At 58.0% G+C, this 25217-nt stretch carries 24 protein-coding genes and 1 pseudogene; 15 read left to right on the top strand and 10 right to left on the bottom strand.

Annotated elements, in window-relative coordinates:
• The first annotated feature begins 146 nt into the window (after nucleotides 1-146).
• The 5 genes from dps (at nucleotide 147) to ybiO (ending at nucleotide 5616) form a co-directional block, all read left to right on the top strand.
• Nucleotides 147-650 (top strand): DNA starvation/stationary phase protection protein Dps, encoded by a 504-nt coding sequence (dps, locus tag KHQ23_RS19185; protein WP_002895841.1) that lies wholly within the window; start codon nucleotides 147-149, stop codon nucleotides 648-650.
• A gap of 408 nt (nucleotides 651-1058) precedes the next feature.
• Entirely contained in the window at nucleotides 1059-1805 is a 747-nt protein-coding gene (gene glnH, locus KHQ23_RS19180) for a glutamine ABC transporter substrate-binding protein GlnH (RefSeq protein ID WP_002895839.1), read from the top strand.
• Nucleotides 1806-1930: 125 nt separating this feature from the next.
• Nucleotides 1931-2590, top strand: coding sequence for a glutamine ABC transporter permease GlnP (glnP, locus tag KHQ23_RS19175; protein WP_002895837.1), 660 nt, complete (start codon nucleotides 1931-1933; stop codon nucleotides 2588-2590).
• Nucleotides 2587-3309, top strand: a complete 723-nt coding sequence (glnQ, locus tag KHQ23_RS19170) for a glutamine ABC transporter ATP-binding protein GlnQ (RefSeq protein ID WP_004142040.1) — start codon at nucleotides 2587-2589, stop codon at nucleotides 3307-3309. Before glnP ends, glnQ begins: the two co-directional genes overlap by 4 nt.
• 111 nt (nucleotides 3310-3420) lie before the next feature.
• Nucleotides 3421-5616 (top strand): mechanosensitive channel protein, encoded by a 2196-nt coding sequence (gene ybiO / locus KHQ23_RS19165; protein ID WP_004142041.1) that lies wholly within the window; start codon nucleotides 3421-3423, stop codon nucleotides 5614-5616.
• A 2-nt stretch (nucleotides 5617-5618) separates the two neighbouring features.
• Here the strand turns inward: ybiO and rlmF are convergent, their stop codons facing one another.
• Nucleotides 5619-6533 carry a 23S rRNA (adenine(1618)-N(6))-methyltransferase RlmF gene (rlmF, locus tag KHQ23_RS19160; RefSeq protein ID WP_032421133.1) on the bottom strand — a complete coding sequence of 305 codons (915 nt, stop codon included), beginning with the start codon at nucleotides 6531-6533 and terminating at the stop codon, nucleotides 5619-5621.
• Nucleotides 6534-6629: 96 nt separating this feature from the next.
• Between rlmF and KHQ23_RS19155 the strand changes: the two genes are divergently transcribed.
• The 4 genes from KHQ23_RS19155 to ybiJ all read left to right on the top strand — a co-directional run bounded on the left by KHQ23_RS19155 (nucleotide 6630) and on the right by ybiJ (nucleotide 8477).
• Nucleotides 6630-7244, top strand: a complete 615-nt coding sequence (locus KHQ23_RS19155; protein WP_002895828.1) for a flavin reductase family protein — start codon at nucleotides 6630-6632, stop codon at nucleotides 7242-7244.
• Nucleotides 7245-7383: 139 nt separating this feature from the next.
• Nucleotides 7384-7644 carry a YdgH/BhsA/McbA-like domain containing protein gene (locus tag KHQ23_RS19150; protein ID WP_004183485.1) on the top strand — a complete coding sequence of 87 codons (261 nt, stop codon included), beginning with the start codon at nucleotides 7384-7386 and terminating at the stop codon, nucleotides 7642-7644.
• Nucleotides 7645-7664: 20 nt separating this feature from the next.
• Entirely contained in the window at nucleotides 7665-7931 is a 267-nt protein-coding gene (locus tag KHQ23_RS19145) for a DksA/TraR family C4-type zinc finger protein (protein WP_002895824.1), read from the top strand.
• A gap of 285 nt (nucleotides 7932-8216) precedes the next feature.
• Nucleotides 8217-8477, top strand: a complete 261-nt coding sequence (gene ybiJ, locus KHQ23_RS19140; RefSeq protein WP_004176772.1) for a DUF1471 family protein YbiJ — start codon at nucleotides 8217-8219, stop codon at nucleotides 8475-8477.
• Between the two features lie 109 nt (nucleotides 8478-8586).
• Here ybiJ and ybiB read toward each other — a convergent pair whose 3' ends face one another.
• The 8 genes and pseudogenes from ybiB to KHQ23_RS19100 form a co-directional block, all read right to left on the bottom strand.
• A complete protein-coding gene (gene ybiB / locus KHQ23_RS19135) occupies nucleotides 8587-9555 on the bottom strand; it encodes a DNA-binding protein YbiB (RefSeq protein WP_004893276.1) in 969 nt (322 codons plus the stop codon).
• A gap of 29 nt (nucleotides 9556-9584) precedes the next feature.
• Nucleotides 9585-11741, bottom strand: a complete 2157-nt coding sequence (gene dinG, locus KHQ23_RS19130) for an ATP-dependent DNA helicase DinG (RefSeq protein WP_073553399.1) — start codon at nucleotides 11739-11741, stop codon at nucleotides 9585-9587.
• 187 nt (nucleotides 11742-11928) lie between these two features.
• Nucleotides 11929-13263: an ATP-dependent RNA helicase RhlE gene (gene rhlE, locus KHQ23_RS19125; protein WP_016947488.1), complete on the bottom strand. Its 1335-nt coding sequence runs from the start codon at nucleotides 13261-13263 to the stop codon at nucleotides 11929-11931.
• 214 nt (nucleotides 13264-13477) lie between these two features.
• Nucleotides 13478-14470 (bottom strand): transketolase family protein, encoded by a 993-nt coding sequence (locus KHQ23_RS19120; RefSeq protein WP_023282318.1) that lies wholly within the window; start codon nucleotides 14468-14470, stop codon nucleotides 13478-13480.
• Nucleotides 14470-15315 (bottom strand): transketolase, encoded by an 846-nt coding sequence (locus KHQ23_RS19115; protein ID WP_002895753.1) that lies wholly within the window; start codon nucleotides 15313-15315, stop codon nucleotides 14470-14472. The genes KHQ23_RS19120 and KHQ23_RS19115 overlap by 1 nt, the downstream gene beginning before the upstream one ends.
• A gap of 13 nt (nucleotides 15316-15328) precedes the next feature.
• A complete protein-coding gene (locus KHQ23_RS19110; RefSeq protein ID WP_002895750.1) occupies nucleotides 15329-16078 on the bottom strand; it encodes an SDR family NAD(P)-dependent oxidoreductase in 750 nt (249 codons plus the stop codon).
• A 50-nt stretch (nucleotides 16079-16128) separates the two neighbouring features.
• Nucleotides 16129-17460, bottom strand: a complete 1332-nt coding sequence (locus tag KHQ23_RS19105; RefSeq protein WP_019705008.1) for an MFS transporter — start codon at nucleotides 17458-17460, stop codon at nucleotides 16129-16131.
• Between the two features lie 287 nt (nucleotides 17461-17747).
• Nucleotides 17748-17884 (bottom strand): annotated as a pseudogene (locus tag KHQ23_RS19100) (hypothetical protein).
• On the opposite strand from KHQ23_RS19100, the gene KHQ23_RS19095 reads away from it, so the two are divergent.
• The 6 genes from KHQ23_RS19095 to KHQ23_RS19070 all read left to right on the top strand — a co-directional run bounded on the left by KHQ23_RS19095 (nucleotide 17876) and on the right by KHQ23_RS19070 (nucleotide 24618).
• Nucleotides 17876-18799, top strand: coding sequence for a LysR substrate-binding domain-containing protein (locus tag KHQ23_RS19095; RefSeq protein WP_032421132.1), 924 nt, complete (start codon nucleotides 17876-17878; stop codon nucleotides 18797-18799). The pseudogene KHQ23_RS19100 and the gene KHQ23_RS19095 overlap by 9 nt on opposite strands.
• Before the next feature lie 73 nt (nucleotides 18800-18872).
• Nucleotides 18873-19532 carry a transcriptional regulator CecR gene (gene cecR / locus KHQ23_RS19090; protein WP_002895746.1) on the top strand — a complete coding sequence of 220 codons (660 nt, stop codon included), beginning with the start codon at nucleotides 18873-18875 and terminating at the stop codon, nucleotides 19530-19532.
• Nucleotides 19532-20527, top strand: a complete 996-nt coding sequence (gene hlyD, locus KHQ23_RS19085; RefSeq protein WP_032421131.1) for a secretion protein HlyD — start codon at nucleotides 19532-19534, stop codon at nucleotides 20525-20527. The genes cecR and hlyD overlap by 1 nt, the downstream gene beginning before the upstream one ends.
• The gene (locus KHQ23_RS19080; RefSeq protein WP_012737689.1) at nucleotides 20520-22259 is read left to right on the top strand and encodes an ATP-binding cassette domain-containing protein; all 1740 of its coding nucleotides are present in this window, start codon (nucleotides 20520-20522) and stop codon (nucleotides 22257-22259) included. The genes hlyD and KHQ23_RS19080 overlap by 8 nt, the downstream gene beginning before the upstream one ends.
• Nucleotides 22249-23382 (top strand): ABC transporter permease, encoded by a 1134-nt coding sequence (locus KHQ23_RS19075; protein WP_002895739.1) that lies wholly within the window; start codon nucleotides 22249-22251, stop codon nucleotides 23380-23382. The genes KHQ23_RS19080 and KHQ23_RS19075 overlap by 11 nt, the downstream gene beginning before the upstream one ends.
• 129 nt (nucleotides 23383-23511) lie before the next feature.
• A complete protein-coding gene (locus KHQ23_RS19070) occupies nucleotides 23512-24618 on the top strand; it encodes an ABC transporter permease (protein WP_004142068.1) in 1107 nt (368 codons plus the stop codon).
• A gap of 60 nt (nucleotides 24619-24678) precedes the next feature.
• On the opposite strand, the gene KHQ23_RS19065 is transcribed toward KHQ23_RS19070, so the two are convergent.
• On the bottom strand, nucleotides 24679-25116 hold the full coding sequence (locus tag KHQ23_RS19065) for a YbhQ family protein (RefSeq protein WP_004176793.1): 438 nt from the start codon (nucleotides 25114-25116) through the stop codon (nucleotides 24679-24681).
• Nucleotides 25117-25217 lie beyond the last annotated feature (101 nt).

Raw genomic sequence — 25217 nt, 5'->3', positions numbered from 1 at the left:
CTTTGCGCTATCGGAGTGATATAGCCTGCCGATGCCTCACTCTTGAAAACCCTTGCTATACTTATTTCCGAAGTCATTTGGGACAACGCTCCACATCATTCAGATCTGAAGTGTGATGAGCATCAATATCAAGAGGATATGAAACGATGAGTACCGCAAAACTGGTTAAATCAAAAGCGTCTAATCTGGTCTATACCCGCAACGATGTCGCTGACAGCGAAAAGAAAGCGACCATTGAGCTGTTGAATCGCCAGGTGATCCAGTTCATTGACCTGTCACTTATCACCAAGCAGGCACACTGGAATATGCGCGGTGCGAACTTTATCGCCGTGCACGAAATGCTGGATGGCTTCCGTACCGCGCTGACCGAACATCTGGACACCATGGCCGAGCGCGCGGTGCAGCTGGGCGGCGTCGCCCTGGGTACCACTCAGGTCATTAACAGCAAAACTCCGCTGCAGAGCTACCCGCTGGACATCCATCACGTTCAGGATCACCTGAAAGCCCTGGCTGACCGCTACGCGGTAGTGGCGAACGATGTGCGTAAGGCGATCGACGAAGCAAAAGACGAAGACACTGCAGATATCTTCACTGCGGCTTCCCGCGATCTGGATAAATTCCTGTGGTTCATTGAAGCCAACATCGAGTAAGGCTTTGCCGCCGGCCCAGCGCGGTCGGCGGCGCCTCAGCGTTTCTCCCTGCCCTATATTCCATCCTTTGCTTTTCATCCTCCACTGGCCTTGCACCGTTTCAGGGCACCAGATTGATGAAAATGCGCGCAAAAGTAAAAAGATTGTAATAATCACCTCACACAATCGTTACGTCGAGATTGTTTTCCCATCAGGGTTTGCGCTAAAAATGGGCTGGTAATTCAGCACCCTTATGACGCACCAAAATGACGCCCCACCATGGTGCAGTCACTGCCTGAAATGATCGTTCTTGTGCAACGACTTACGCTTCGTTTGTTGAAAAACAACAGCTTGTAAAAGTGGCACGATTTTTTCATTAGGCTAGTCGTTCTCGCAGGGGATCGTCCCGTGGATATAAAAGGAAATGCTATGAAGTCTGTATTTAAAGTTTCACTGGCTGCACTGACCCTGGCTTTTGCGGTTTCTTCCCATGCCGCCAATAAGACCCTGGTTGTCGCCACCGATACGGCGTTCGTCCCGTTCGAATTTAAGCAAGGCGATAAGTATGTGGGTTTTGACGTTGACCTGTGGGCGGCTATCGCCAAAGAGCTGAAGCTCGACTACACCCTGAAGCCAATGGACTTCAGCGGCATTATCCCGGCGCTGCAAACCAAAAATATCGATCTGGCGCTGGCGGGGATCACCATTACCGACGAGCGTAAAAAAGCGATCGACTTCTCCGACGGCTACTACAAAAGCGGCCTGCTGGTGATGGTCAACGCCAATAATAACGACATCAAAGATGTCAAAGATCTGAACGGTAAAGTGGTCGCGGTGAAGAGCGGCACCGGCTCCGTTGACTACGCGAAAGCCAATATCAAAACCAAAGATCTGCGTCAGTTCCCGAATATCGATAACGCCTATATGGAGCTGGGAACCGGTCGCGCGGATGCCGTGCTGCACGATACGCCGAATATTCTGTACTTCATCAAAACCGCGGGCAACGGTAAGTTCAAAGCGGTAGGCGAATCACTGGAAGCGCAAAACTACGGTATCGCCTTCCCGAAAGGCAGCGACGAGCTGCGTGAGAAAGTGAACGGTGCGCTGAAAACGCTGCGCGACAATGGTACCTATAACGAAATTTATAAAAAATGGTTCGGCACTGAACCCAAATAATAAAAACGTACTTCGCCGGACCGAGGTCCGGCGACACCACAACGGTCTTCCGGCACAGGCTCGGCGGGAGACGGTATTTTGGCGGAGGCTTTCCTCTGCTCTCGACACGGTAACAGGAACGTATTATGCAGTTTGACTGGAGTGCCATCTGGCCTGCCATTCCGATTTTGCTGGAAGGCGCCAAAATGACGCTGTGGATTTCCGTCCTCGGCCTGGCCGGCGGTCTGATAATTGGTCTGGTGGCCGGTTTCGCCCGCTGCTTCGGCGGCTGGATCGCCAACCACATCGCGCTGGTCTTTATTGAAATCATTCGCGGCACCCCGATTGTGGTGCAGGTTATGTTCATCTACTTTGCGCTGCCGATGGCCTTTAGCGATCTGCGCATCGACCCCTTCTCCGCGGCGGTAGTGACCATCATGATAAACTCGGGCGCCTATATCGCGGAAATCACCCGCGGCGCGGTGCTCTCCATACATAAAGGCTTCCGCGAAGCGGGCCTGGCGCTTGGCCTGTCGCGTCGCGAAACCATTCGCCACGTGATCCTGCCGCTGGCGCTGCGCCGCATGCTGCCGCCGCTGGGCAACCAGTGGATCATCAGCATCAAGGATACCTCGCTGTTCATCGTCATCGGCGTCGCCGAACTGACCCGTCAGGGACAGGAGATCATCGCGGGCAACTTCCGCGCGCTGGAAATCTGGAGCGCCGTAGCCGTGATCTACCTGATTATCACCCTGGTCCTGAGCTTTATTCTGCGTCGTCTTGAAAGAAGGATGAAAATCCTGTGATTGAATTTAAAAACGTCTCCAAGCACTTTGGTCCGACCCAGGTGCTACACGATATCTCTCTGAAAATTAATCAGGGTGAAGTGGTGGTCATTATCGGCCCTTCCGGTTCCGGTAAATCAACGATGCTGCGCTGCATCAATAAGCTGGAAGAGATCACCAGCGGCGATCTGATTGTCGATGGTCTGAAGGTCAACGACCCGAAGGTGGACGAACGTCTGATTCGTCAGGAAGCCGGGATGGTTTTCCAGCAGTTTTATCTGTTCCCGCACCTCACGGCGCTGGAAAACGTGATGTTTGGCCCGCTGCGGGTACGCGGCGCCAGCAAGCAGGCGGCAGAGAAGCAGGCGAAAGAGCTGCTGGCGAAAGTCGGTCTGGCTGAGCGCGCGCATCACTATCCGTCCGAACTCTCCGGCGGCCAGCAACAGCGTGTGGCCATCGCCCGCGCGCTGGCGGTGAAGCCGAAGATGATGCTGTTTGATGAACCGACCTCCGCGCTCGACCCGGAGCTGCGCCATGAAGTGCTCAAGGTGATGCAGGACCTGGCGGAAGAGGGCATGACGATGGTGATTGTGACCCACGAAATCGGCTTTGCCGAAAAAGTGGCCTCGCGACTAATCTTCATCGACAAAGGACGAATTGCTGAAGACGGCAATCCCCAGGAGCTGGTGAAGAACCCGCCCAGCCCGCGCCTGCGTGAATTCCTGCAACACGTCGCCTGACCCGCAACGGCTCTCTCTCCCACGATGAGAGCCGCTTTTCCAGAATCCTCTTCCCTCCCCTTCCGCCAGCGGCTTCTATACTTACCCGTTTACGTTGCAACGGAGGTGCCCATGCCGTGGATCCTGCTTTTGCTCGCTGCACTGTTTACTGCCCCGCTTTCCGCCGCCACCCTCCCCGGCGTGCCGACGGCTAACACTGATAAAAACAGCGCCAGCGAACCCGATGTGGAACAGAAAAGAGCGGCTTATGCCGCACTGGCCGATGTGCTGGCCAACGACTCCGCCCGTCAGGAGCTCATTGACCAGCTGCGTAAAGCAGCCGCCACGCCGCCGCCCGACAGCACCCCGACGCTGACGCCACCGGCGGTGAAAGAAGAGACCACGGTACTGGAGAACGTCACCCAGATAAGCCGGGAATATGGCGAACAGCTCTCATCACGCTTTTCCCAGCTGTGGCGCAATATCACCGGCTCACCGCATAAGCCCTTTAATCCGCAAACCTTTACCAGCGCGGCCTGGCATTTTTTACTCCTGGCCGGGCTGGTGTTTGCCTTCTGGTGGCTGGTACGCCTCGCGGCGCTGCCGCTGTATCGCAAAATGGGCGAATGGGGACGGCATAAAAACCGCGATCGCGGTAACTGGCTTCAGCTGCCCCTGACCATCGCCGGGGCGTTTATCATCGACCTGCTGCTGCTGGCGCTAACCCTGTTTGTCGGTCAGCTGCTAAGCGATCGCCTGAATGGGAATAACCCTACCATCGCCTTCCAGCAGAGCCTTTTCCTCAACGCCTTCGCGCTGATCGAGTTTTTTAAAGCTATTCTGCGGCTCATTTTCTGCCCGCGCATTCCTGCCCTGCGGCCCTTTAACCTCAGCGACGAGGCTGCGTCATACTGGAGCCTGCGCCTGAGCGCGCTCAGCAGCCTGATTGGTTACGGTCTGATCGTCGCGGTGCCGATTATTTCCAATCAGGTGAATGTTCAGGTTGGCGCGCTGGCTAACGTCGTCATCATGCTGTGCATTACGCTGTGGGCGCTGTACCTGATTTTTCATAACAAAGCGGTGATTACTCAAGGGTTGATCCACCTGGCCGACCACTCACTCGCTTTCTTTAGCCTGTTTATCCGCGCCTTCGCGCTGGTCTGGCACTGGCTGGCCTGCGCCTACTTTGTGGTGCTTTTTTTCTTTTCCCTGTTCGACCCGGGCAACAGCCTGAAATTCATGATGGGCGCCACCCTGCAAAGCCTGGCGATTATCGGCGGCGCGGCGCTGGTGTCTGGCATCCTGTCGCGCTGGATAGCCAAAACCATCACCCTGTCGCCCGCCACTCAGCGCAACTACCCTGAACTGCAAAAGCGGCTAAATGGCTGGATCTCCGCCTCGCTGAAGGCGGCGCGCATTCTCACCGTCTGTGTCGCCATTATGCTGCTGTTGAGCGCCTGGGGCCTGTTTGACTTCCGGGAATGGCTGCACAACGATGCCGGGCAAAAAACGGTGGATGTGCTGATCCGCATCGCCCTGATCCTCTTCTTCTCCGCCATTGGCTGGACGGTTCTGGCCAGCCTGATTGAAAACCGGCTGGCATCGGATATTCATGGCCGTCCGCTGCCCAGCGCGCGGGCCCGGACGCTGCTGACGCTGTTTCGCAACGCGCTGGCGGTGGTGATCAGCACCATCACGGTGATGATCCTGCTCTCGGAAATTGGGGTAAACATTGCGCCGCTGCTGGCGGGCGCCGGGGCGTTAGGGCTGGCCATTTCGTTTGGTGCGCAAACCCTGGTCAAAGACATTATCACTGGCATATTTATCCAGTTTGAGAACGGGATGAACACCGGCGACCTGGTCACCATCGGCCCTTTGACCGGCACCGTGGAACGAATGTCGATTCGCTCCGTGGGGGTACGTCAGGATACCGGCGCCTATCACATTATTCCCTGGTCCTCGATCACCACCTTTGCCAACTTCGTGCGCGGCATTGGCTCGGTTGTGGCTAACTATGACGTTGACCGCCATGAGGATCTGGATAAAGCCAGCCAGGCGCTGAAGGCGGCGGTGGACGATCTGCTGGCCCAGGAGGAGATCCGCGGTCTGATCATTGGCGAACCGTCGTTCGCCGGGCTGGTGGGGCTGAGCAATACCGCCTTTACGCTACGCGTCAGCTTCACTACCCTGCCGCTGAAGCAGTGGACGGTGCGTTTTGCCCTCGACACCCAGGTGAAAAAGCACTTCGATCGCGCCGGGGTTCGCGCGCCGGTACAGACCTGGCAGCAGCTGCCGATGCCGGGCGCCGACAGCCCGGCCGCCGAGTAGCGTTACAATGGACGACGGCGTTTGGCGTCGTCCATAAAGCTCCAGGCGATAAAGCGACTTTGCTTTTGCCCCTGGGCCATCTCCTTTTTCACCACTTTCACTGCGCCGACCTCGGTCAGCAGGCGGTAGAGCGGCGGCAGATTATCGCCGCGCGACACCAGCGAGGTAAACCATTTCACCTGGCGGGCGAAGGCCTGGCTTTCGCGGATCATCTGCGAGATAAAGGCTACTTCGCCCCCTTCGCACCACAGCTCCTGCTGTTGACCGCCAAAATTGAGGCCACTTTCGGCGCCGAGTCCGAGGTTGCGGCGCTTGCGCTCGCCCCCCGCCCGGGCGCTCTCGGCGGAGTCATGGAACGGCGGATTACACAGCGTGGCGTCGTAGGTCTCGTTTTTATGGATCACGCCGTGAAAGATAGCCTGGCTCTCTTTTTGCCGGCGCAGGCGGATCTGCCGGGTCAAGCCCGGGTTGCCATTGATAATCGCCTGCGCGCTGGCGAACGCCTGCGGGTTGATTTCACTGCCGGTAAAGCGCCAGCCATACTCGTGAGCGCCGATCAGGGGATAGATGAGGTTGGCGCCGGTGCCAATATCAAGGATCGTGGCATCCTTCGGCACCTCGCCGCTATCCCCGGCCAGCAGATCCGCCAGATGATGAATATAGTCGGCCCGCCCAGGCACCGGCGGACAGAGAAAGCCGTCAGGAATGTCCCAGTATTTGACCGCGTAGAAATGCGCCAGCAGCGCTTTATTCAACGCCTTCACCGCCTGCGGATTGGCAAAATCAATGGTCTGCTCACCCAGCGGATTGAGCGTAATGTAGCCCTGCAGGTCAGGATGGGCCTGGCAGAGCGCGGGCAGGTCGTAGCGTTGATGGTGGCGGTTACGCGGGTGTAACCCCGGTTTCTGGGCTTTCATGACAATCTCCTTTGAACAGCCGCGTAAGATACCCGTTGACGGCGGCGCGGTAAATAAGGGAGTCTGGATATCTCCATTATCCGTGACAGGTGCAGCATGTACTTTTATCAACCTTCGCAGGGCCACGGCCTGCCGCATGACCCGCTGAACGCGATAATCGGGCCTCGCCCGATAGGCTGGATCGCCTCCCAGGACGCTGAGGGCCAGCGTAATCTGGCGCCATACAGCTTTTTTAACTGCTTTAACTATCGGCCGCCGATCATTGGTTTCGCCAGCAGCGGCTGGAAAGACAGCGTGCGAAATATCGTCGAAACAAAGGAGTTCGTCTGGAACCTGGCGACGCGACCGCTGGCCATGGCGATGAATGAAACGTCAGCCTCGATTCCGCACCATGAGGACGAATTCGTGCGCGCCGGCCTCACCGCCGCCGCCAGCCGCCTGGTCAGCGCTCCCCGGGTCGCGGAGAGTCCGGTGAACTTTGAGTGCCGTCTGTCGCAGTGTATTCAACTCACCACCGCCGACGGCAACCCTGTCGATACGTGGCTGGTGCTCGGTGAAGTGGTCGCCGTGCATATCGATGAATCACTGCTGGACAACGGTATCTATCAAACCGCCCGGGCCCAGCCGATCCTGCGAGCCGGTGGCCCGAGCGCCTATTACGGTATTGATGACAGCCTGCGCTTTGACATGATCCGCCCTGACGCCCGCTAAATAATCTACCGGCCAGAGTAGCGCTCCCCTGCGCCGGTAGCATGCAAAACGCACTGTTTTGCATTAAACATTCCCTGTCGCGCGGTCTGGAAAGACCTACACTTAAGCTATGTCCCATGCGGTTTATGAGGATATGCTGATGAAATTCGTCTCGCTGCTGTTCGCCGCGGCGCTCACCGCTCATGCCACCGCGGCCTCTCCCCTGCCACCGCCACCCGTACTGCCCTATAACGGGCCGCTCCGCCCTGTCGGCACCGTCTCCGCCTTCGGCGCCAGCACCCTGGACGACCTGGCGGCCGCCCTCGCGGATAAGGCCCACCGTCATGGGGCGATAGCCTGGCGGATCAATGCCGCCAGCAGCGGTAACCGGCTGTACGGTTCAGCTATAATTTATCAATAACCTTTTACAGGAGGCAGACGATGGCATCAGGTTGGGCAGGCGATGGGGCCGTTCAGGATCAGATCGACAGTACTATTGACGATGCGGTGGCTCGCGCCCGCCGCGAGCTTCCACGTGGCGAAAGCAACAAATTTTGTGATGAATGCGGAGAGCCGATTCCGGAGGCCCGGCGACAGGCCATCCCAGGGGTCAGATACTGCGTGAAGTGCCAGCAGGAGAAAGATTTACATAACAATACATTTTCAGGATATAATCGTCGCGGTTCCAAGGATAGCCAGCTACGCTGACTTTCCTTTACCGTTTATGACAGCCTTTCGCATTATCTTTTCGCGCACATTTTTTGGCGGAAAAAGTCGCAATATGTGCCCTTAAACGCGTCGGTCTTCCTCGCTACGCTTCGTGACGAAAAGAATGAGAAATAATTTATTAATAATCAGTAAATTATTAATCATTCAAAAAATTCGATGAAGACTGTGAATTTCCTTCGATTTTATCTCCCGCAAAAAAGCGTGATACTTATCACATCGACGGAACATCGTCCCCTGAACAGAACAACCTGCGAGAGATTAACTATGAAAAACATCAAATATGCTGCCGCTGCCATCGCTCTGACCGCTCTTTCCTTCGGCGCCTTTGCCGCCGAACCGGTTACCCCCGCTCAGGCTGAAAGCATGAATAAGATCGGCGTGGTGTCTGCGCAAGGCGCAACCACTTTAGATGGTCTGGAAGCAAAACTGGCTGCTAAAGCCGAAGCCGCTGGCGCGACCGGCTACAGCATTACTTCCGCTAACACCAACAACAAACTGAGCGGTACTGCGGTTATCTATAAATAATCGCTGCACCCATCTGTAAGCCACTGAATTAACCCTGAAAAGACCTTTAATACCCTTGCCTTGCCCGTCCGAGCCACCGGACGGGCTTTTTTTTATCCTGCAGATCCGATCACCAACAGTCGTTGACGCGGCTGAGGCCCTGCTCCAGCGAGGTGACTTCCCCGCAGGCCAGCAGACAGCAGGCAAGCTGGATCTTCAACGAGGTGGGCACCGGTTCGACGCCAGCGACGCAGCGTTCAATCCAGCGCGCGGTGACCTCAGGGTCTTTCGAGGTCGGCAGGACCACCGCCTCCGCTGCCATCTCAGTCTGGCGTTCGTACAGCACCCGCACGCCCTGCTCATCAATCAGGCTGATCTGCGGACAGCGCTGCGGGTTGGCGTACACTTCGCCCTCGGTACCATGCATCAGCAGCGCGCGGCCACCGGTCTCGCGAAAGAAGTTCGCCACCCGGGGAACATATTCCGGATGCGACACGCTGGAGAGGCGCAATGCCTCCCCTTCGCCAAACGGCGTGGCCAGCTTGGCCAGGGTATGGGCGCTGTTGCGTACGCCCATCCGCCAGCGCATCGCCAGCTGTTTCTCCAGCGGCGGACAGAAGGCCCCCACCGGGATATACACCGGTTCATGGCCCTCCAGCTGCGCCTGAGCCTGTCCGGCGTGCAGGGTGGCCGGAATGTCCAGCAGGGTAAAAATGGTTTCGGTCAGCACCCGGGTGGGATCGTGACTGACGCCGTGAACCACCACCGGAAATCCCAGCTTGTGCAGGAGCATCGCCAGCAGCGGCGTGAGGTTCGCCTGCTTGCGCGCGCCGTTGTAGCTGGGGATAACGATCGGCATCGGCTTGCCGGCCGGCGGGGTCAGGCGCAGCGTATGCTGCTGCATCGCGGCGTAAAAACCTTTCATCTCCGCTTCGCCTTCGCCTTTAATGCGCAGGGCGATTAATATTCCCCCCAGCTCCAGCTCCGGCACCTCGCCGTTCAGCATCCGCGCGTAGAGCGCACGAGCGGTCTCTTCATCGAGATCGCGGGCATGATTCTTACCGCGACCCACCTCTTTTATAATTTTGCTGTACTCCATGGCTCCCCCTGGTGCATCACGCGCCGGCGTCAGCGACGTTTGCGGCCCGTCTGTTTTGCTGTCTGTTTTGCTTTCCGTTTTACTATAACCTCCGGAACGCCCGGCTGCTCTATGGGAAAAACAGGTAACGCGTTCAGTAGACGCGCGCCGTAGTTTTTGGTCAACAGACGCTTATCGTAAATCACCACCTCTCCCCAGCAGTTATGGCTACGGATCAAACGCCCCACCTGCTGAATAAGATTAAAGGAGGCGCTGGGCAAACTCTGTACCTCGAAGGGATAACGATTGAGGCTTTTCAGCCATTCGCCTTCGGTGATCACTACCGGGCTGTCGATGGGCGGAAAAGCGATTTTATGGATATGCACCTGGCTCAGCAGATCGCCTTTTAAATCGAGACCTTCGGCAAAGGACTGCAGACCCACCAGCACGCTGCGCTCGCCGCTTTCCACCCGTTTGCGATGCAGCTCCACCAGCCGGTAGCGCGGCTGGTCGCCCTGCACCAACAGCATCAGGCGCAGATCGGTCACATGCTCGAGGAAGCGGTTCATCGCCCGCCCGCTGGCAAACAGCACCAGCATCCCGAGATGTTTTTTGCTCTCCACCTGCTGGCGAAAATAGGCCGCCATCTCGGCAATGTGCTGCTCTTCGTTATCCATCAGCGGTTCATAACGCATTTGAGGAATAATAATTTTCCCCTGCTCCACGTGGTTGAACGGCGAATCCAGCGCCACGAAGCGGTCCCCCGCTTTCTCCTTCAGACCGCTCATCTCCTGCAGGCGCGAGAAGCTGTTTAGCGAGCGCAGCGTCGCTGACGTCACCACGATATGCGGCACGCTGCGCCACAGCAGCCGTTCAAGCTGATCGCTGACGCGGATCCCGACGCAGTGGAACCAGACGTGGATCTGGCCGTCGCGCACCACCCGCGTCGCCCATTTGGTTACCGGCGCGCCTGAGGACTGCGCCAGCGACGCCAGGCGCCACAGCTTGCTTTGGCTTTCAAACATGCCAAGGGCGCGGTTCATCTGCAGCAGCACCCGATGCAGGCGCACCACGTCATGGCTGCCGGTCTTTTCGCTGAGATCGTTCAGGAACAGCTCCGCCAGGCCGCGCAGCAACTCGGTGAGCTTCGCCAGCCGCTGGCAGATCTCCATCACCTCCTGCGGCAGTTCGCCCATCGGGAAGCGATGCTCCGCTTCCTGACCGGCGGGCATATAGAGATTGAGAATATTATTCAACGAAGCAATCAGCTCGAAAAGCTCTTCGCAATGAGCGGTGAGCCGCTCCGGATTGGCCAGCGGCGGCGTGGTTTTCGGACGAAACTGCTCCATGCAGGTAGCCACCAGCTTGCAGAATAGATCCAGCTGCAGGCGAAACCAGGGGGCGGTGATCTCGGCGCTCATCTCCAGCGCGTCGCGGGCGACGTCCGGCAGATGATGGCCTTCATCGAGGACCAGCAGCAGGTTTTTCGGCTCCGGCAGCACCGCTTCGCTCTCCATCGCCGCCATCACCAGCGCATGGTTGGCCACCACCACTTCCGCCTCCTGAATTTCCCGCCGCGCCACAAAGAACGGGCACTCGCGATAGTAGTGGCAGTTGCGGTTCAGGCAGCTGGCCTTATCGGTGCTCAGCCGGCTCCATAGCCCATTGTCGATGGCTTTGTCGGTATGGTCGCGCAGGCCGTCCCAGCGGTAGCTGTCGAGATCCTGCTTCAGGGTCGCGCACAGCTTCTGCTCCGCCTGATTATTCGGGGTGAGATCGTCATCGAGAAAGGCCAGCAGATCCTGCTGCGACGGCTCGGTGCTGGCCAGCGCCGTCAGGTTGCGCGGACAGACGTAGCGTCCGCGGCCAAAGGCGGCGGTAAAGCGCAGGTCGGGAATGATTTTACGCAGCAGCGGCAGGTCCTTACTGTAGATTTGATCCTGCAGGGCGACGTTGGCGGTGCTGACCACCAGCGTTTTTTGTTCCTCGCGGGCGATGGCGATGCCCGGGATCAGATATGACAGCGTTTTGCCGACACCGGTCGGCGCTTCGATAGCCAGATGCCTGCCCTCTTCCCCGGCAAGGGTTTTCGCCACATCGGCGATCATCTGCCGCTGCGGGGGACGCGGAATAAAGTCCGGGATCTGTTCCTGAAGCGCCTTATACCAGGCGGCGATTTGCGCTTTCAGCGCAGCGGTCAAAGCCATGAGAAAACCTGAATACTGTATAAACAGCCACTATTGTGCCATTTTTGCCCGCCCGGAGGTATTGCTTTCTGCGGAGTGTGGAAGCCTGCTCGACAAATAGTGTAATGGAAAGAAAAAGGCCCGCCGCCGCGTAGCGGACAGACGGGCCTGAGCCGGGGCGCGTTATCGCGGCCCGGACATCAGCGTGTTATTCGCCAGCCGGTTTACGCGGGCGACGGCGGCGCGGCGGTTTGCCGTCCTGAGTGCGCGCTTTCGGCGCCTCGCCGTCCTGACGGCGCGGGGCATTATTCTGGCTGCGCGGCTGTCCGCTGCGTCCCTGACCTTGCCCGCGACCGCCGCCGCGCTGCTGGCGACCGTTCTGGATAGGTTCGGCTTTAATGGACGGATCCGGCTCATAGCCGGCAATCGCGATGCGCGGGATCTCTTTTTTCAGCAGGCGCTCGATATCGCGCAGCAGCTTATGCTCATCCACGCACACCAGCGATAAGGCTTCGCCGGTGGCCGCCGCGCGACCGGTACGGCCGATACGGTGGACGTAATCTTCCGGTACGTTCGGCAGCTCGTAGTTCACCACGTGCGGCAGCTCTTCGATATCCAGACCGCGGGCGGCGATATCGGTCGCCACCAGCACGCGAATGCCGCCGGATTTAAAGTCGGCCAGCGCGCGGGTACGCGCTCCCTGGCTCTTGTTGCCATGGATCGCCGCACTGCGGATGCCGTCTTTGTTGAGCTGTTCCGCGAGGTGGTTGGCGCCATGCTTGGTACGGGTAAACACCAGCACCTGCTGCCAGTTGCCTTCGCCGATAAGCTGCGACAGCAGTTCACGCTTGCGGTTCTTGTCAACAAAATGGACGTGCTGGGTGATCTGCTCGGACGCGGTGTTACGACGCGCCACTTCCACTTCCAGCGGGTTGTGCAGCAGTTTCTCGGCCAGGCCCTTGATCTCGTCGGAGAAGGTCGCCGAGAACAGCAGATTCTGTCGACGCGCCGGCAGTTTGGCCAGTACGCGACGGATGTCATGGATAAAGCCCATATCCAGCATGCGGTCCGCTTCGTCCAGCACGAGGATTTCTACTTTATCAAGACTGACGGCGTTCTGATGTTCAAGATCCAGCAGACGGCCCGGGGTGGCGACGAGGATGTCGACGCCGCCGCGCAGCTTCATCATCTGCGGGTTGATGCTCACCCCGCCAAAGACCACCAGCGAGCGAATATTCAGGTATTTACTGTAATCGCGGACGTTCTCGCCCACCTGCGCCGCCAGCTCACGGGTCGGGGTCAGGATCAGCGCGCGCACCGGACGACGGCCCTTTGCGTGCGGCTCATTCTGGATCAGGCGCTGCAGCAGCGGCAGGGTAAAGCCCGCCGTTTTACCGGTGCCGGTCTGGGCGCTGGCCATCAGGTCACGGCCCTGCAGTACCGCCGGGATCGCCTGCTGCTGGATAGGGGTCGGCTCAACGTAGCCCTGCTCAGCGACAGCGCGCAGGATATCGGGATTCAGGCCTAGGGAATCAAAAGACATAACAACTCCGAACCGCCCCGGCCCGGTGAAGGGCGTAGTTTTCAGGGAGATTATTGCGATAAGAGATGGCAAAAACCACAATGCCATGAAGGGGCGCAGTCTAGCAGATTTTGTGACAGGCCGCATAAAATCTGCAAAAGAATGCCGCGCCTGGCTGGCGGGCATGAGAAGGCCGCTGAGCGCGCTCAGCGGCCAGTGGGCCATAGCAGCGCGGTTAACGCAGACGATACTTAATTTTTTCGACAATCTTCGCGGTGGAGATGCCGTAGCGATCGTGGAGGGTCGGCAGGGCGCCGGCTAACAGGAACGCGTCGGGCAGCCCCACGCTATCCAGCTCACAGCGTACGCCCTTACGCATCAGCAGCGCGGCCACCGCTTCCCCCAGGCCGCCGACCGCGGTGTGGTTCTCCGCAGTTACCACCAGGCGGCCCGGCTTCGACGCCTGTTCAATAATCGCTTTCTCATCCAGCGGTTTGATGGTCGGCACGTGCAGGACCGCCACGCCGATATTATCGGCCCGCAGCTTTTCAACCGCCTCCAGCGCGCGCATGGTCATCAGCCCGGAGGAGATAATCAGCACATCGTTGCCGTCCTCCAGCAGCTTAGCCTTACCCAGTTCGAACTGATAGTCATATTTATCCAGCACCAGCGGCACCTTACCGCGCAGCAGACGCATATACACCGGCCCCTGGTGATCGGCAATGGCCGGTACCGCCTGCTCTATCTCCAGCGCATCGCAAGGATCGACGATAACCATCCCGGGGATACCGCGCATGATCGCCAGATCTTCGGTGGCCTGATGGCTGGGGCCATAGCCGGTCGTCAGGCCCGGCAGCGCCGCGCAGATCTTCACGTTCAGATGCTCTTCGGCGATGACCTGGTGAATAAAATCATAGGCGCGACGGGTTGCAAAGGCGGCATAGGTGGTGGCGAAAGGAATAAATCCCTCCTTCGCCATCCCCCCTGCCGCCGCCATCAGCAGCTGTTCGGCCATGCCCATCTGGAAAAAGCGATCCGGGAAGGCCTGGGCGAAAATATGCAGGTCGGTATATTTTGACAGATCCGCAGTCATGCCGACGATGTCCGGGCGCTGCGCCGCCAGTTTTGACAGCGCGACGCCGAAGGGCGCAGGGACGGTCGCCTGGCCTTCATCAGCAATCGAGGCGATCATCGCCGACGTTTTTAAACGGGGTTGACTCTGGCTCATTAAAGCACTCCTTCCGGTTTGTTAGCGTCCAGCACCGCGATCGCTTTTTGCCATTCGTCGGCATCGACGCGAATAAAATGGTTTTTATCGCGGGTTTCGAGGAACGGCACCCCTTTGCCCATCAGCGTGTCGCATAAAATGACCCGCGGCTGATTGCCGGAATAACTTTTCGCGTTGTCAAAGGCGGCCATCACCGCCGGCAGATCGTTACCGTCCACGCGCTGTACGTACCAGCCGAAGGCGGCCCATTTATCCTGCAGCGGCTCAAAGCCGAGGATTTTGCGTGAATCGCCGTCAGCCTGCTGTTTGTTGACATCGACAAGGTTAATCAGGTTGCTCAGGCCATAGTGAGCCGCCGACATCGCCGCCTCCCAGGTCGACCCTTCGTCCAGCTCCCCATCGGACATGGAGTTGTAGACCCAGGCCTTGCTCTGTTTCTGCCGCAGCCCAAGCGCCATGCCGACGGCAATGGACAGTCCCTGCCCCAGCGAGCCGCCGGACATCTCCATCCCCGGGGTGTAGGTCGCCATGCCGGACATCGGCAGGCGGCTGTCGTCGGAGCCGTAGGTTTCCAGTTCGGCTTCCGGGATAATGCCCGCCTCCAGCAGCGCGGCATAATAAGCGATAGCGTAATGGCCATGAGAGAGCAGGAAGCGATCGCGCCCCTCCCACTCGGGATCTTCCGGGCGATAGGTCATGGCATGGCTGAAGGCGGTGGCGAGCACATCGGCATAGCCCAGCGCCTGGCCGATATAGCCCTGCCCCTGCACTTCCCCCATTTGCAGGGCGTAACGGCGAATACGCCACGCCGCCGCGGCGACTTTTTGTGATTCGGTCATCTTCATCTGTTTGCCTCGCTTAGTGAATTAACATGCCGCCGTTAACGTCCAGGGTGATGCCGGTGGAGTAGGAGGAAAGATCGCTGCCGAGGAACAGCGCGGCGCGCGCGATGTCTATCGCGTCGCCAAGGCGGTTCATCGGAATGCCGGCAAGAATGTTGGCCGTCATGTCATCAGTCAGCTTGCCGGCGGTAATATCGGTCTGAATCAGCCCCGGGGTGATGCAGTTAACGCGGACGTTATCCGGGCCAAGCTCGCGCGCCATCGCCCGCGCCAGACCCAGCACCCCGGCTTTTGCCGCGCTGTAGTGCGGTCCGCCAAAGATACCGCCGCCGCGCTGGGCGGAGACGGACGAGATGCAGACGATGCTGCCGGATTTTTGCGCCCGCATGGTGGGAATAACCGCCTGCGACATCAGCAGCGTGCCGCGCAGGCTAACATCAAGCACCGCGTCATAGTTGGCGCGCTTGATATCCATCAGCTTCAGCGGCTGGGTAATCCCGGCGTTATTGACCAGTACATCAACCCGACCGTATTTCGCCAGGATCTGTTCGATGGCCGCCTGCACCTGCACTTCATCAGCGACGTTGGCCGCCAGGCCGAGATGGCCTTCGCCTAATGCCGCCGCGGCGGTTTTACTGGCTTCGCCATTGAGGTCGATAATGACCACTTTCGCGCCGTTTTCGGCGAATAATTTCGCAGTCGCGAAGCCCAAACCGCGTGCGGAGGCCGCGCCAGTAATAATGGCGACTTTATCTTTTAATAACATAGTTTCACTCCATGACATTACGTCATATTAATTAACAGGATATATTTCCGTTATTGTGGTTCATCGAGGAAAAGAATCACCACCAAACCAATGGCGGCGCAGATACCAAAATAGGTAAATACAGAATTAAAACTCCCGGTTTTATCAAGCAAGAAACCAGCCGCCATCGGCGCGACAAATCCACCGAGGTTGCCGCCGCTATTAATTATGGAAGAGGCGATTGGATAGGTTTTGCTATCCGAAACGGCCATACCGTACGCGGTAAAGGCTGGCCAGCCGATATTTAAACAAAAGCCGACAAAGAATAATCCAATACAAACTGCCAGGGTGCTGGCCGGGATATTCAGCATAATTAGCATCATGACCACCGTTGACACCGCAGTGAACATCATGGTGGGTTTACGCCGGCGGCCTAATAGCTTATCCGAAATCCATCCGCCGCCGATCGCGCCAATAAAGCCGCCGATGCACGGCATACTGGCCACGAAGCCCATACTCATTACATCAAAGCCACGCTCTTTGACTAAATACAGGGGGATCCAGGTTAATAATCCGTACAGCACGCTAACCATCATAAAATACGCCAGGCAGTCACCGAGAATATTTTTTGAGGTGAATAAGCCTTTCGCCGTATCAATTGGCGCCATTTTCTTTACCCGAATGATTTTATCCAGCCAGGTGAATCTTTCGGCAATTAAGATATTTTCGCGTACGCTATTATTATGACTTTCACGCCCGGCATTAATCTCTGCCAGTTCGCTTTGGGAAACAAATCCGCTCTCAGCAGGCTTGGATTTGACCAGCAGATACCACGCGATGGCCGCCACAATTCCGGGTATCGCGAAGGAAAAAAAGACCCACCGCCAGCCCCAGGTCACCGCAATCCACACCGCCAGCGGCGGCACAATAATCGGCGCAAACATGGTCGCCGCGATGTAAACGCCGGTTGCTGTGGCTTTCTCTTTTGGTGGAAACCAGTTATTTATGGTGGAAGCCAGCCCCACCGGGCAAGGCCCTTCGCTCAGCCCCAGTCCCAGCCGCACCAGCTTCAGGCCAAACACGGAGCTCACCGTGCCCATCAGCCAGGTAAAGGCGGAGAAGCCGAAAATGGAGAGCGATACCAGCCCCCGGGTACCGCGTTTGGCGATGAAAAAGCCGGCCGGGATCTGGCTTACCGCATAGCCGAGGAAAAACATACTGGCGATGGCTCCGGCTTCAAAATTATTGATATGAAACTCATCAATGATGAAAGGCAGTACCGCGCCAATATTCGTTCGGTCGGCGTAATTGATGGCATACACCAGAAAAATCATCGTCAAAACCACGAAACGATATTTCGTTTTCCTGGCGTCAGTACAGACCAGCGTATCTATACGTGACATAGGGTTTCCTCGTTTTATACCTCATCCACTTCGCTGTAAGCTGCCGCTTCGGATCACCGCGTTTTACTATCCATACAGGAGCAAGAGAGAAATGCTTTTCGCCAGCGAAACAGGTGGTTAGGTGTTTTATAATTGCGATGCAAGCACATCGCAGTTTGTTATCAGGCCTGTGAGAGGAATATAACAACCCCAAAATGAAACGGTATTCAAAAAAACTCAATTATGATTGAGAAAAATTGAGTTAGTGACTTCCCGCAAATTTTTAGCGTTTACTGACCTGCGCGCTTTTAACAAGATAAATTGTTAAGCCCATCACAAATTAACGTTTTTTTTCGCTTTTCACTATGCTGTACATCCCGGCTGCGCCACGCTGTTCGCTATTTTCTTTTATTCGCGCCCCGCGCAGGATGCCGCCATGAGCCAACCGCTACCCAATAAAAATCTGCCGATGCCCTCTTTACGCAATATCCAGGCTTTTATTGAAGTCGCCGCTACCGGCAGCCTTAATCTGGCCGCAGAGAATCTCAATATCACCGCCTCGGCGGTCAGCCATCAGATAGCCAGCCTGGAGCACTTTCTGGGGAAAAAACTGTTCTCCCGCAGCAGCAAAGGCGTCACGTTAACGGCGGTGGGAGAAAAATATCTCAAAGAGGTCTCCGGGGCGCTGAATATGATTGGCCAGGCCACCAGCCAGGTGATCAACGATATCCATCAGGATTATTTACGCATTCATTCGGCGCCGAGCTTCGGCCTGCTATGGCTGATGCCCCGTCTGGATAAATTCCGCCAGGCGTGGCCGGCGTTAAAAATCAGCCTGACCTGTTCATACGAAAGCATCCAGTTCTCCCGGGATAATATTGATATCGATATTCGTCACGGGCTGTCACAGTGGCCGACGCTGCTGGTCAGAACCATTAAAAATGAGCGCGTCCTGCCCTACAGCGCAGCGTCTTATTTAGCCAGCCATCCTGTGCAGGCTGTGGAAGATCTGCTGGCCTGCGATCTGATCCACTCCGACAGCACCTTGATTAACTGGAGCAACTGGCTGTCGTGGCACAAGGTCCGCGGCTGGCATAAAAACTTCATTTTTAATTTCGACCGGTCATATATGAGCATCGAGGCGGCCAGAATGGGAATGGGCGTGATCCTCGAGAGCAATCTGCTGGCCGGCGGACACGTGCGCCAGGGACAGCTGACGCCGGTATTTGCCGACGAGTGGAGCATGCCGGTCGGCGCGCACCACTTCGTCCTCCCCCACGCTAATGAACAGAAGGAGAAGGTCCAGCGCTTCTTCGCCTGGGTCGCCGGAGAGCTGAAAGAGGAAGGGTTCCATATTTGATCCCGGCTGGTGGACAAACCGCCAGTCGGCGCCTAAAGTTAATCAATCGATTGATTAACTTTTACCGAGCGCGATGACCAGTAAAGGCGAACAGGCAAAAAATCAGCTTATCGCGGCCGCTATCGCCCAGTTTGGCGAGTACGGCCAGCACGCCACCACCCGCGATATCGCCGCCCAGGCCGGGCAGAATATCGCCGCTATCACCTATTATTTTGGCTCGAAAGACGATCTGTATCTTGCCTGCGCCCAGTGGATCGCCGATTTTATCGGCGACAATTTTCGCCCGCAGGCCGAAGCGGCGGAGCACCTGCTTGCCGGGGAAGCGCCGGATCGCCAGGCGATCCGCGACCTCATCCTTAGCGCCTGCCACAACATGATCCTGCTGCTCACCCAGGACGATACGGTTAACTTAAGCAAATTCATTTCCCGTGAGCAGCTGGCGCCGACCGCCGCCTACCATCTGATCCACCAGCAGGTGATTGCCCCCCTGCACCATTATCTCACCCGGCTGATTGCCGCCTGGACCGGCTGCGAAGCCAGTGATACGCAAATGATCCTCCATACCCACGCCCTGCTGGGCGAGGTGCTCGCTTTCCGTCTCGGGCGTGAAACTATCCTGCTGCGCACCGGCTGGACGCAGTTTGACGCGCAAAAAACGGAACAGATTTTCGAAGTCATTACCTGTCATATCGATTTCATCCTGCATGGGTTATCGCAAAGGAGTTTGGGCTGATGAAAAAACCCGTCGTCGTCATTCTGCTGATCGTGATTCTTCTCGCCGCGCTGGGCGGCGGCTGGTGGTGGTACCAGAGCAGCCGGCAGCAGCCGCTGACCCTGTATGGCAATGTCGATATCCGCACCGTCAACATGAGCTTCCGCGTTGGCGGTAGGCTGGCCTCGCTGACCGTCGACGAAGGCGACAGCATCCGCGCCGGGCAAACTCTCGGCGAGCTTGACCGCGCGCCGTATGAAAACGCCCTGCTGCAGGCCCAGGCCAACGTCTCCACCGCCCAGGCGCAGTATGACCTGATGATGGCCGGCTACCGCGCGGAAGAGATTGCCCAGGCCGCGGCGGCGGTGAAACAGGCGCAGGCCGCTTACGACTATGCGCAAAACTTTTATCAGCGCCAGCTCGGGCTGCGCGCCAGCAGCGCCATTTCCGCCAACGATCTGGAGAATGCCCGCTCCTCGCGCGATCAGGCGCAGGCAACGCTCAAATCGGCGCAGGATAAGCTGCGTCAGTATCGCGCCGGTAACCGCCCGCAGGAGATTGCCCAGGCCAAAGCCAGTCTGGAACAGGCGCAGGCGGCGCTGGCCCAGGCCAAACTGGACCTGCACGATACCGTGCTCACCGCCCCTTCTGACGGTACGCTGATGACCCGCGCCGTCGAGCCCGGCACTATGCTCAACGCCGGCGGTACCGTACTGACGCTGTCGTTAACGCATCCGGTGTGGGTCCGCGCCTATGTTGACGAGAAAAACCTCGGCCAGGCGCAGCCGGGACAAGAAGTGCTGCTCTATACCGACAGCCGGCCGGATAAGCCCTATCACGGCAAAATCGGTTTTGTCTCGCCGAGCGCTGAATTCACGCCGAAGACCGTCGAGACCCCGGATCTGCGCACCGATCTGGTCTACCGTCTGCGCATTGTGGTGACTGATGCCGACGTCGCGCTGCGCCAGGGAATGCCGGTGACCATCTCCTTTAGCCACGGGAACGGACATGAGTGAGACCGTCATCGCCTTAAATGGCCTGAGCCGCCGTTTTCCCGGTATGGACAGGCCAGCGGTAGCGCCGCTCACCTGCACGATCCGCGCCGGCTACGTCACCGGGCTGGTGGGGCCCGACGGCGCGGGGAAAACCACCCTGATGCGAATGCTCGCCGGATTGCTCAAGCCTGATGAGGGCCGCGCCAGCGTGATAGGCTTCGACCCGCTAAAAGACGACAGCGCCCTGCACGCGGTGCTCGGCTATATGCCGCAGAAGTTCGGCCTGTATGAAGATCTGACGGTGATGGAAAACCTGACCCTGTACGCCGACCTGCGCAGCGTCACCGGCGAGGCGCGGAAGAAAATTTTCGACCGCCTGCTGGAGTTCACCTCCCTTGGTCCATTCACCGAACGGCTGGCAGGCAAGCTTTCCGGCGGGATGAAGCAAAAGCTGGGCCTCGCCTGTACCCTGGTGGGCGATCCGAAAGTACTGCTGCTCGATGAGCCCGGCGTCGGCGTCGACCCTATCTCGCGCCGCGAGCTATGGCAGATGGTGCACGAGCTGGCCGGCGACGGCATGCTGATCCTGTGGAGCACCTCCTATCTCGATGAAGCGGAACAATGCCGCGACGTGCTGCTGATGAACGAAGGCAAACTGCTCTACCAGGGTGAGCCGACGGCGCTGACGCAAACCATGGCCGGGCGCAGCTTTCTGGTTTCCAGCCCGCAGGAGAACAACCGCCGCCTGCTGCAGCGGGCGCTGAAGCTGCCGCAGGTTAGCGACGGGGTGATCCAGGGCAAATCGGTGCGTCTGATCCTGAAAAAGGACGCGCGCATTGAGGAAGTCCAGCAGCATGGCGACATGCCGCCCCTGCAGGTGGCCGACACCGCGCCGCGCTTTGAAGATGCGTTTATCGACCTGCTCGGCGGCGCCGGGACCGCTGAATCGCCGTTGGGGGCGATTATCCATCGCGTTGACGGCAGCAAAGAGGAAACGGTCATTGAAGCCCAGTCGTTAACGAAAAAGTTTGGTGATTTCGCCGCTACCGACCATGTCGATTTCCAGGTCAAGCGCGGTGAAATTTTCGGCCTGCTCGGCCCCAACGGCGCCGGGAAATCCACCACCTTCAAAATGATGTGCGGCCTGCTGGTGCCCACCTCCGGCAAAGCGCTGGTGCTGGGAATGGATCTCAAGGTCAGCTCTGGCAAGGCGCGCCAGCATCTGGGCTATATGGCGCAAAAATTTTCGCTGTACGGCAACCTCAGCGTCGAGCAAAACCTGCGCTTTTTCTCCGGCGTCTATGGCCTGCGCGGCCGGGCGCAAAATGAAAAAATCGCCCGGATGAGCGATGCCTTTGGCCTGAAAAGTATCGCCCGCCACGCCGCCGACGAGCTGCCGCTCGGCTACAAGCAGCGGCTGGCGCTGGCCTGCTCCCTGATGCATGAACCCGATATTCTGTTTCTCGATGAACCCACCTCCGGCGTCGATCCCCTTACCCGCCGCGAGTTCTGGCTACATATTAATAGCATGGTTGATAAAGGCGTGACGGTAATGGTCACCACCCACTTCATGGATGAGGCGGAATACTGCGACCGCATCGGGCTGGTCTATCACGGCAAACTTATCGCCAGCGGGACCCCGGACGAGCTGAAGGCCCAGGCGGCGGACGACAGCCAGACGGACCCGACCATGGAGCAGGCGTTTATTACCCTGATTAACCGCTGGGACAAGGAGAATAGCCATGGGCAATAGCATTCTCTCCTGGCGGCGGGTCCGCGCCCTGTGCGTCAAAGAGACCCGGCAGATTGTGCGCGATCCCAGCAGTTGGCTGATCGCGGTGGTGATCCCCCTGCTGCTGCTGTTTATCTTCGGCTACGGCATTAACCTCGACTCCAGCAGGCTGCGGGTCGGCGTATTGCTTGAGCAGCAGAGCGAAGAGGCGCTGGATTTCGTCCATACCATGACCGGCTCGCCCTATATCGACGCCACCGTCAGCGACAGCCGCAGGCAGCTGATTGAGATGATGCAGGCCGGGCGCATCCGCGCCATGGTGGTCATTCCGGTGGATTTCGACCGCCAGATGGCCCGCCCCGGCGCCGACGCACCGCTGCAGCTCATCACCGACGGCAGCGAGCCCAATACCGCCAACTTCGCTCAGGGCTATGTGGAAGGTATTTGGCAAATCTGGCAGCAGCAGCGGGCGGAAGACCGCGGCGAAACCTTTGAACCGCTGATCGACGTGCAGATGCGCTACTGGTTTAACCCGGCGGCTATTAGCCAGCACTTTATTATCCCCGGGGCGATCACCATCATCATGACCGTGGTCGGCGCCATACTGACCTCGCTGGTGGTGGCCCGCGAATGGGAGCGCGGCACCATGGAGGCGCTGCTGTCGACGGAGATCACCCGCGCCGAACTGCTGCTGTGCAAGCTCATTCCCTACTATTTCCTCGGCATGCTGGCGATGCTGCTGTGTATGCTGGTGTCGGTATTTATTCTCGGCGTGCCCTATCGCGGCTCGCTGCCGATCCTGTTTGTCATTACCAGTCTGTTTTTGCTCAGCACCCTGGGGATGGGGCTGCTGATCTCAACCATTACCCGCAACCAGTTTAACGCCGCGCAGGTGGCGCTGAACGCCGCCTTTTTACCGTCGATTATGCTGTCCGGGTTTATTTTCCAGATAGACAGTATGCCGGCGGTGATCCGCGCGGTGACCTATGTGATCCCGGCGCGCTATTTCGTTAGTACTCTGCAAAGCCTGTTTCTGGCGGGCAATATTCCGGTGGTGCTGCTGGTCAACGTGCTGTTTTTGATTGCGTCGGCGGTGATGTTTATCGGTCTGACGTGGCTGAAAACCAAACGGCGTCTGGATTAGGTTTTGTCCGGTGGCGCTGCGCCGACCGGGCCTACGGTTTAACCAACATCGATTATACGGTTCGCCGATCCCGTAGGCCGGGCAAACGCAGTGCCGCCCGGCGTGGTTGAATGGGCCAAAGGAGCTATTATGTTTCACCGTTTATGGACATTAATCCGCAAAGAGCTGCAGTCGCTGCTGCGCGAGCCGCAGACGCGGGCGATTTTAATCATGCCGGTGCTGATTCAGGTGCTGCTGTTTCCCTTTGCCGCGACGCTGGAGGTGACCAACGCCACCATCGCTATCTACAACGAGGACAGCGGTCGCCACGCGGTGGAACTCACTCAGCGCTTTGCCCGCGCCAAAGCCTTTACCCACGTCCTGCTGCTGCAAAGCCCGCAGGCGATCCAGCCGACCATCGATGAACAAAAAGCTCTGCTGGTGGTGCGCTTCCCGGCCGATTTCTCGCGCAATCTGGATAACTATCAAACCGCCCCGCTGCAGCTTCTGCTCGACGGACGCAACTCCAACAGCGCGCAAATCGCCGCCAACTATCTGCAACAGATTGTGAAAAACTATCAGCAGGAGCTGCTGGAGGGTAAAGCGAAGCCGAACAACAGCGAGCTGGTGGTGCGCAACTGGTACAACCCGAATCTCGACTATAAATGGTTCGTGGTGCCGTCGCTTATCGCCATGATCACTACCATCGGGGTGATGATCGTCACCTCGCTGTCGGTGGCTCGCGAGCGCGAGCAGGGCACCCTTGACCAGCTGCTGGTCTCCCCCCTCGCCACCTGGCAAATTTTCGTCGGCAAGGCGGTGCCGGCGCTGATCGTCGCCACCCTGCAGGCAACTATCGTGCTGGCGATTGGTATCTGGGCCTATCAGATCCCGTTTGCCGGCTCGCTGCTGCTGTTCTATTTCACCATGGTGATTTACGGTCTATCGCTGGTGGGCTTTGGCTTATTGATTTCGTCGCTGTGCGCCACCCAGCAGCAGGCGTTTATCGGCGTGTTCGTCTTTATGATGCCGGCTATTCTCCTGTCGGGGTACGTCTCACCAGTGGAAAACATGCCGCAGTGGCTGCAGGATCTGACCTGGATAAATCCCATCCGCCACTTTACCGATATCACCAAGCAAATTTATCTGAAGGATGCGAGTCTGGAGATTGTGTGGGGAAGTTTGTGGCCGCTACTGGTCATAGCGGCCACCACCGGCTCAGCGGCGTATGCGATGTTCCGAAGGAAGATTGCGTAATACCCGTCATCGTTCAAACTACAACGGCGTTGGCTTTCCTTACTCACCCCAGTCGCATAGTTATCTATGCTTCTGGGGATTCGCTGCGTTGCCGCCTTGTTGTAGCCCGAACGCTTTAGGGTAACGGCTCTTATCTTTCGCCAGCAGCGAGACCACCGCCGGGCCTGCCAGTATCACCAGCCCGGCGAGGGCCAGCAGCAGGTTGTTGTGCAGCACGCGCGACAGCAGCCACAGCGCTATCATGGCCGCGCCGAAGTACCAGGTCGTGGTGAGCTCCTCAAGGAAGTCTCCCACATCGCGCCAGCGCGCCTCATGGTGACGCTGTAAAAACAGCATCGCCAGCAGCGTGACGCTGTAGAGGACGCACAGTCCCAATCCGACGCGCACCAGCGCGCCGCTCATCCAACCCATCACCAGTACTGCCACGACCAGTAGATGCAACATAATCTGCCAGCAACTAAGACCCGTTGCGACGCGTACACGTTGTTGCCACTTCATGGCTTCTCTCCTGAAGGATTTTTCTCTGCTACTCAGAGTACCGCACTTTACGGAAAATTCCGTAACACCGCATCTTTTTGTGACGTCTACTACACTATTTT

Source organism: Klebsiella sp. 64 (genome assembly GCF_018223915.1).
GTDB classification, from domain to species: domain Bacteria; phylum Pseudomonadota; class Gammaproteobacteria; order Enterobacterales; family Enterobacteriaceae; genus Klebsiella; species Klebsiella pneumoniae.
Note: the sequence above shows the minus strand (reverse complement) of the source record. Positions and strands in the feature narration are given on the sequence as shown.

Coding starts and splice junctions, on each gene's coding strand:
- KHQ23_RS19150 (WP_004183485.1), top strand. CDS start 7,384: ATGAAATTCGTCTCGCTGCTGTTCGCCGCGGCGCTCACCGCTCATGCC.
- glnP (WP_002895837.1), top strand. CDS start 1,931: ATGCAGTTTGACTGGAGTGCCATCTGGCCTGCCATTCCGATTTTGCTG.
- KHQ23_RS19080 (WP_012737689.1), top strand. CDS start 20,520: ATGAGTGAGACCGTCATCGCCTTAAATGGCCTGAGCCGCCGTTTTCCC.
- ybiJ (WP_004176772.1), top strand. CDS start 8,217: ATGAAAAACATCAAATATGCTGCCGCTGCCATCGCTCTGACCGCTCTT.
- KHQ23_RS19075 (WP_002895739.1), top strand. CDS start 22,249: ATGGGCAATAGCATTCTCTCCTGGCGGCGGGTCCGCGCCCTGTGCGTC.
- KHQ23_RS19105 (WP_019705008.1), bottom strand. CDS start 17,460: ATGTCACGTATAGATACGCTGGTCTGTACTGACGCCAGGAAAACGAAA.
- cecR (WP_002895746.1), top strand. CDS start 18,873: ATGACCAGTAAAGGCGAACAGGCAAAAAATCAGCTTATCGCGGCCGCT.
- rlmF (WP_032421133.1), bottom strand. CDS start 6,533: ATGAAAGCCCAGAAACCGGGGTTACACCCGCGTAACCGCCACCATCAA.
- KHQ23_RS19070 (WP_004142068.1), top strand. CDS start 23,512: ATGTTTCACCGTTTATGGACATTAATCCGCAAAGAGCTGCAGTCGCTG.
- KHQ23_RS19115 (WP_002895753.1), bottom strand. CDS start 15,315: ATGAAGATGACCGAATCACAAAAAGTCGCCGCGGCGGCGTGGCGTATT.
- ybiB (WP_004893276.1), bottom strand. CDS start 9,555: ATGGAGTACAGCAAAATTATAAAAGAGGTGGGTCGCGGTAAGAATCAT.
- KHQ23_RS19095 (WP_032421132.1), top strand. CDS start 17,876: ATGAGCCAACCGCTACCCAATAAAAATCTGCCGATGCCCTCTTTACGC.
- dinG (WP_073553399.1), bottom strand. CDS start 11,741: ATGGCTTTGACCGCTGCGCTGAAAGCGCAAATCGCCGCCTGGTATAAG.
- KHQ23_RS19155 (WP_002895828.1), top strand. CDS start 6,630: ATGTACTTTTATCAACCTTCGCAGGGCCACGGCCTGCCGCATGACCCG.
- KHQ23_RS19120 (WP_023282318.1), bottom strand. CDS start 14,470: ATGAGCCAGAGTCAACCCCGTTTAAAAACGTCGGCGATGATCGCCTCG.
- rhlE (WP_016947488.1), bottom strand. CDS start 13,263: ATGTCTTTTGATTCCCTAGGCCTGAATCCCGATATCCTGCGCGCTGTC.
- dps (WP_002895841.1), top strand. CDS start 147: ATGAGTACCGCAAAACTGGTTAAATCAAAAGCGTCTAATCTGGTCTAT.
- KHQ23_RS19145 (WP_002895824.1), top strand. CDS start 7,665: ATGGCATCAGGTTGGGCAGGCGATGGGGCCGTTCAGGATCAGATCGAC.
- KHQ23_RS19065 (WP_004176793.1), bottom strand. CDS start 25,116: ATGAAGTGGCAACAACGTGTACGCGTCGCAACGGGTCTTAGTTGCTGG.
- hlyD (WP_032421131.1), top strand. CDS start 19,532: ATGAAAAAACCCGTCGTCGTCATTCTGCTGATCGTGATTCTTCTCGCC.
- glnH (WP_002895839.1), top strand. CDS start 1,059: ATGAAGTCTGTATTTAAAGTTTCACTGGCTGCACTGACCCTGGCTTTT.
- KHQ23_RS19110 (WP_002895750.1), bottom strand. CDS start 16,078: ATGTTATTAAAAGATAAAGTCGCCATTATTACTGGCGCGGCCTCCGCA.
- ybiO (WP_004142041.1), top strand. CDS start 3,421: ATGCCGTGGATCCTGCTTTTGCTCGCTGCACTGTTTACTGCCCCGCTT.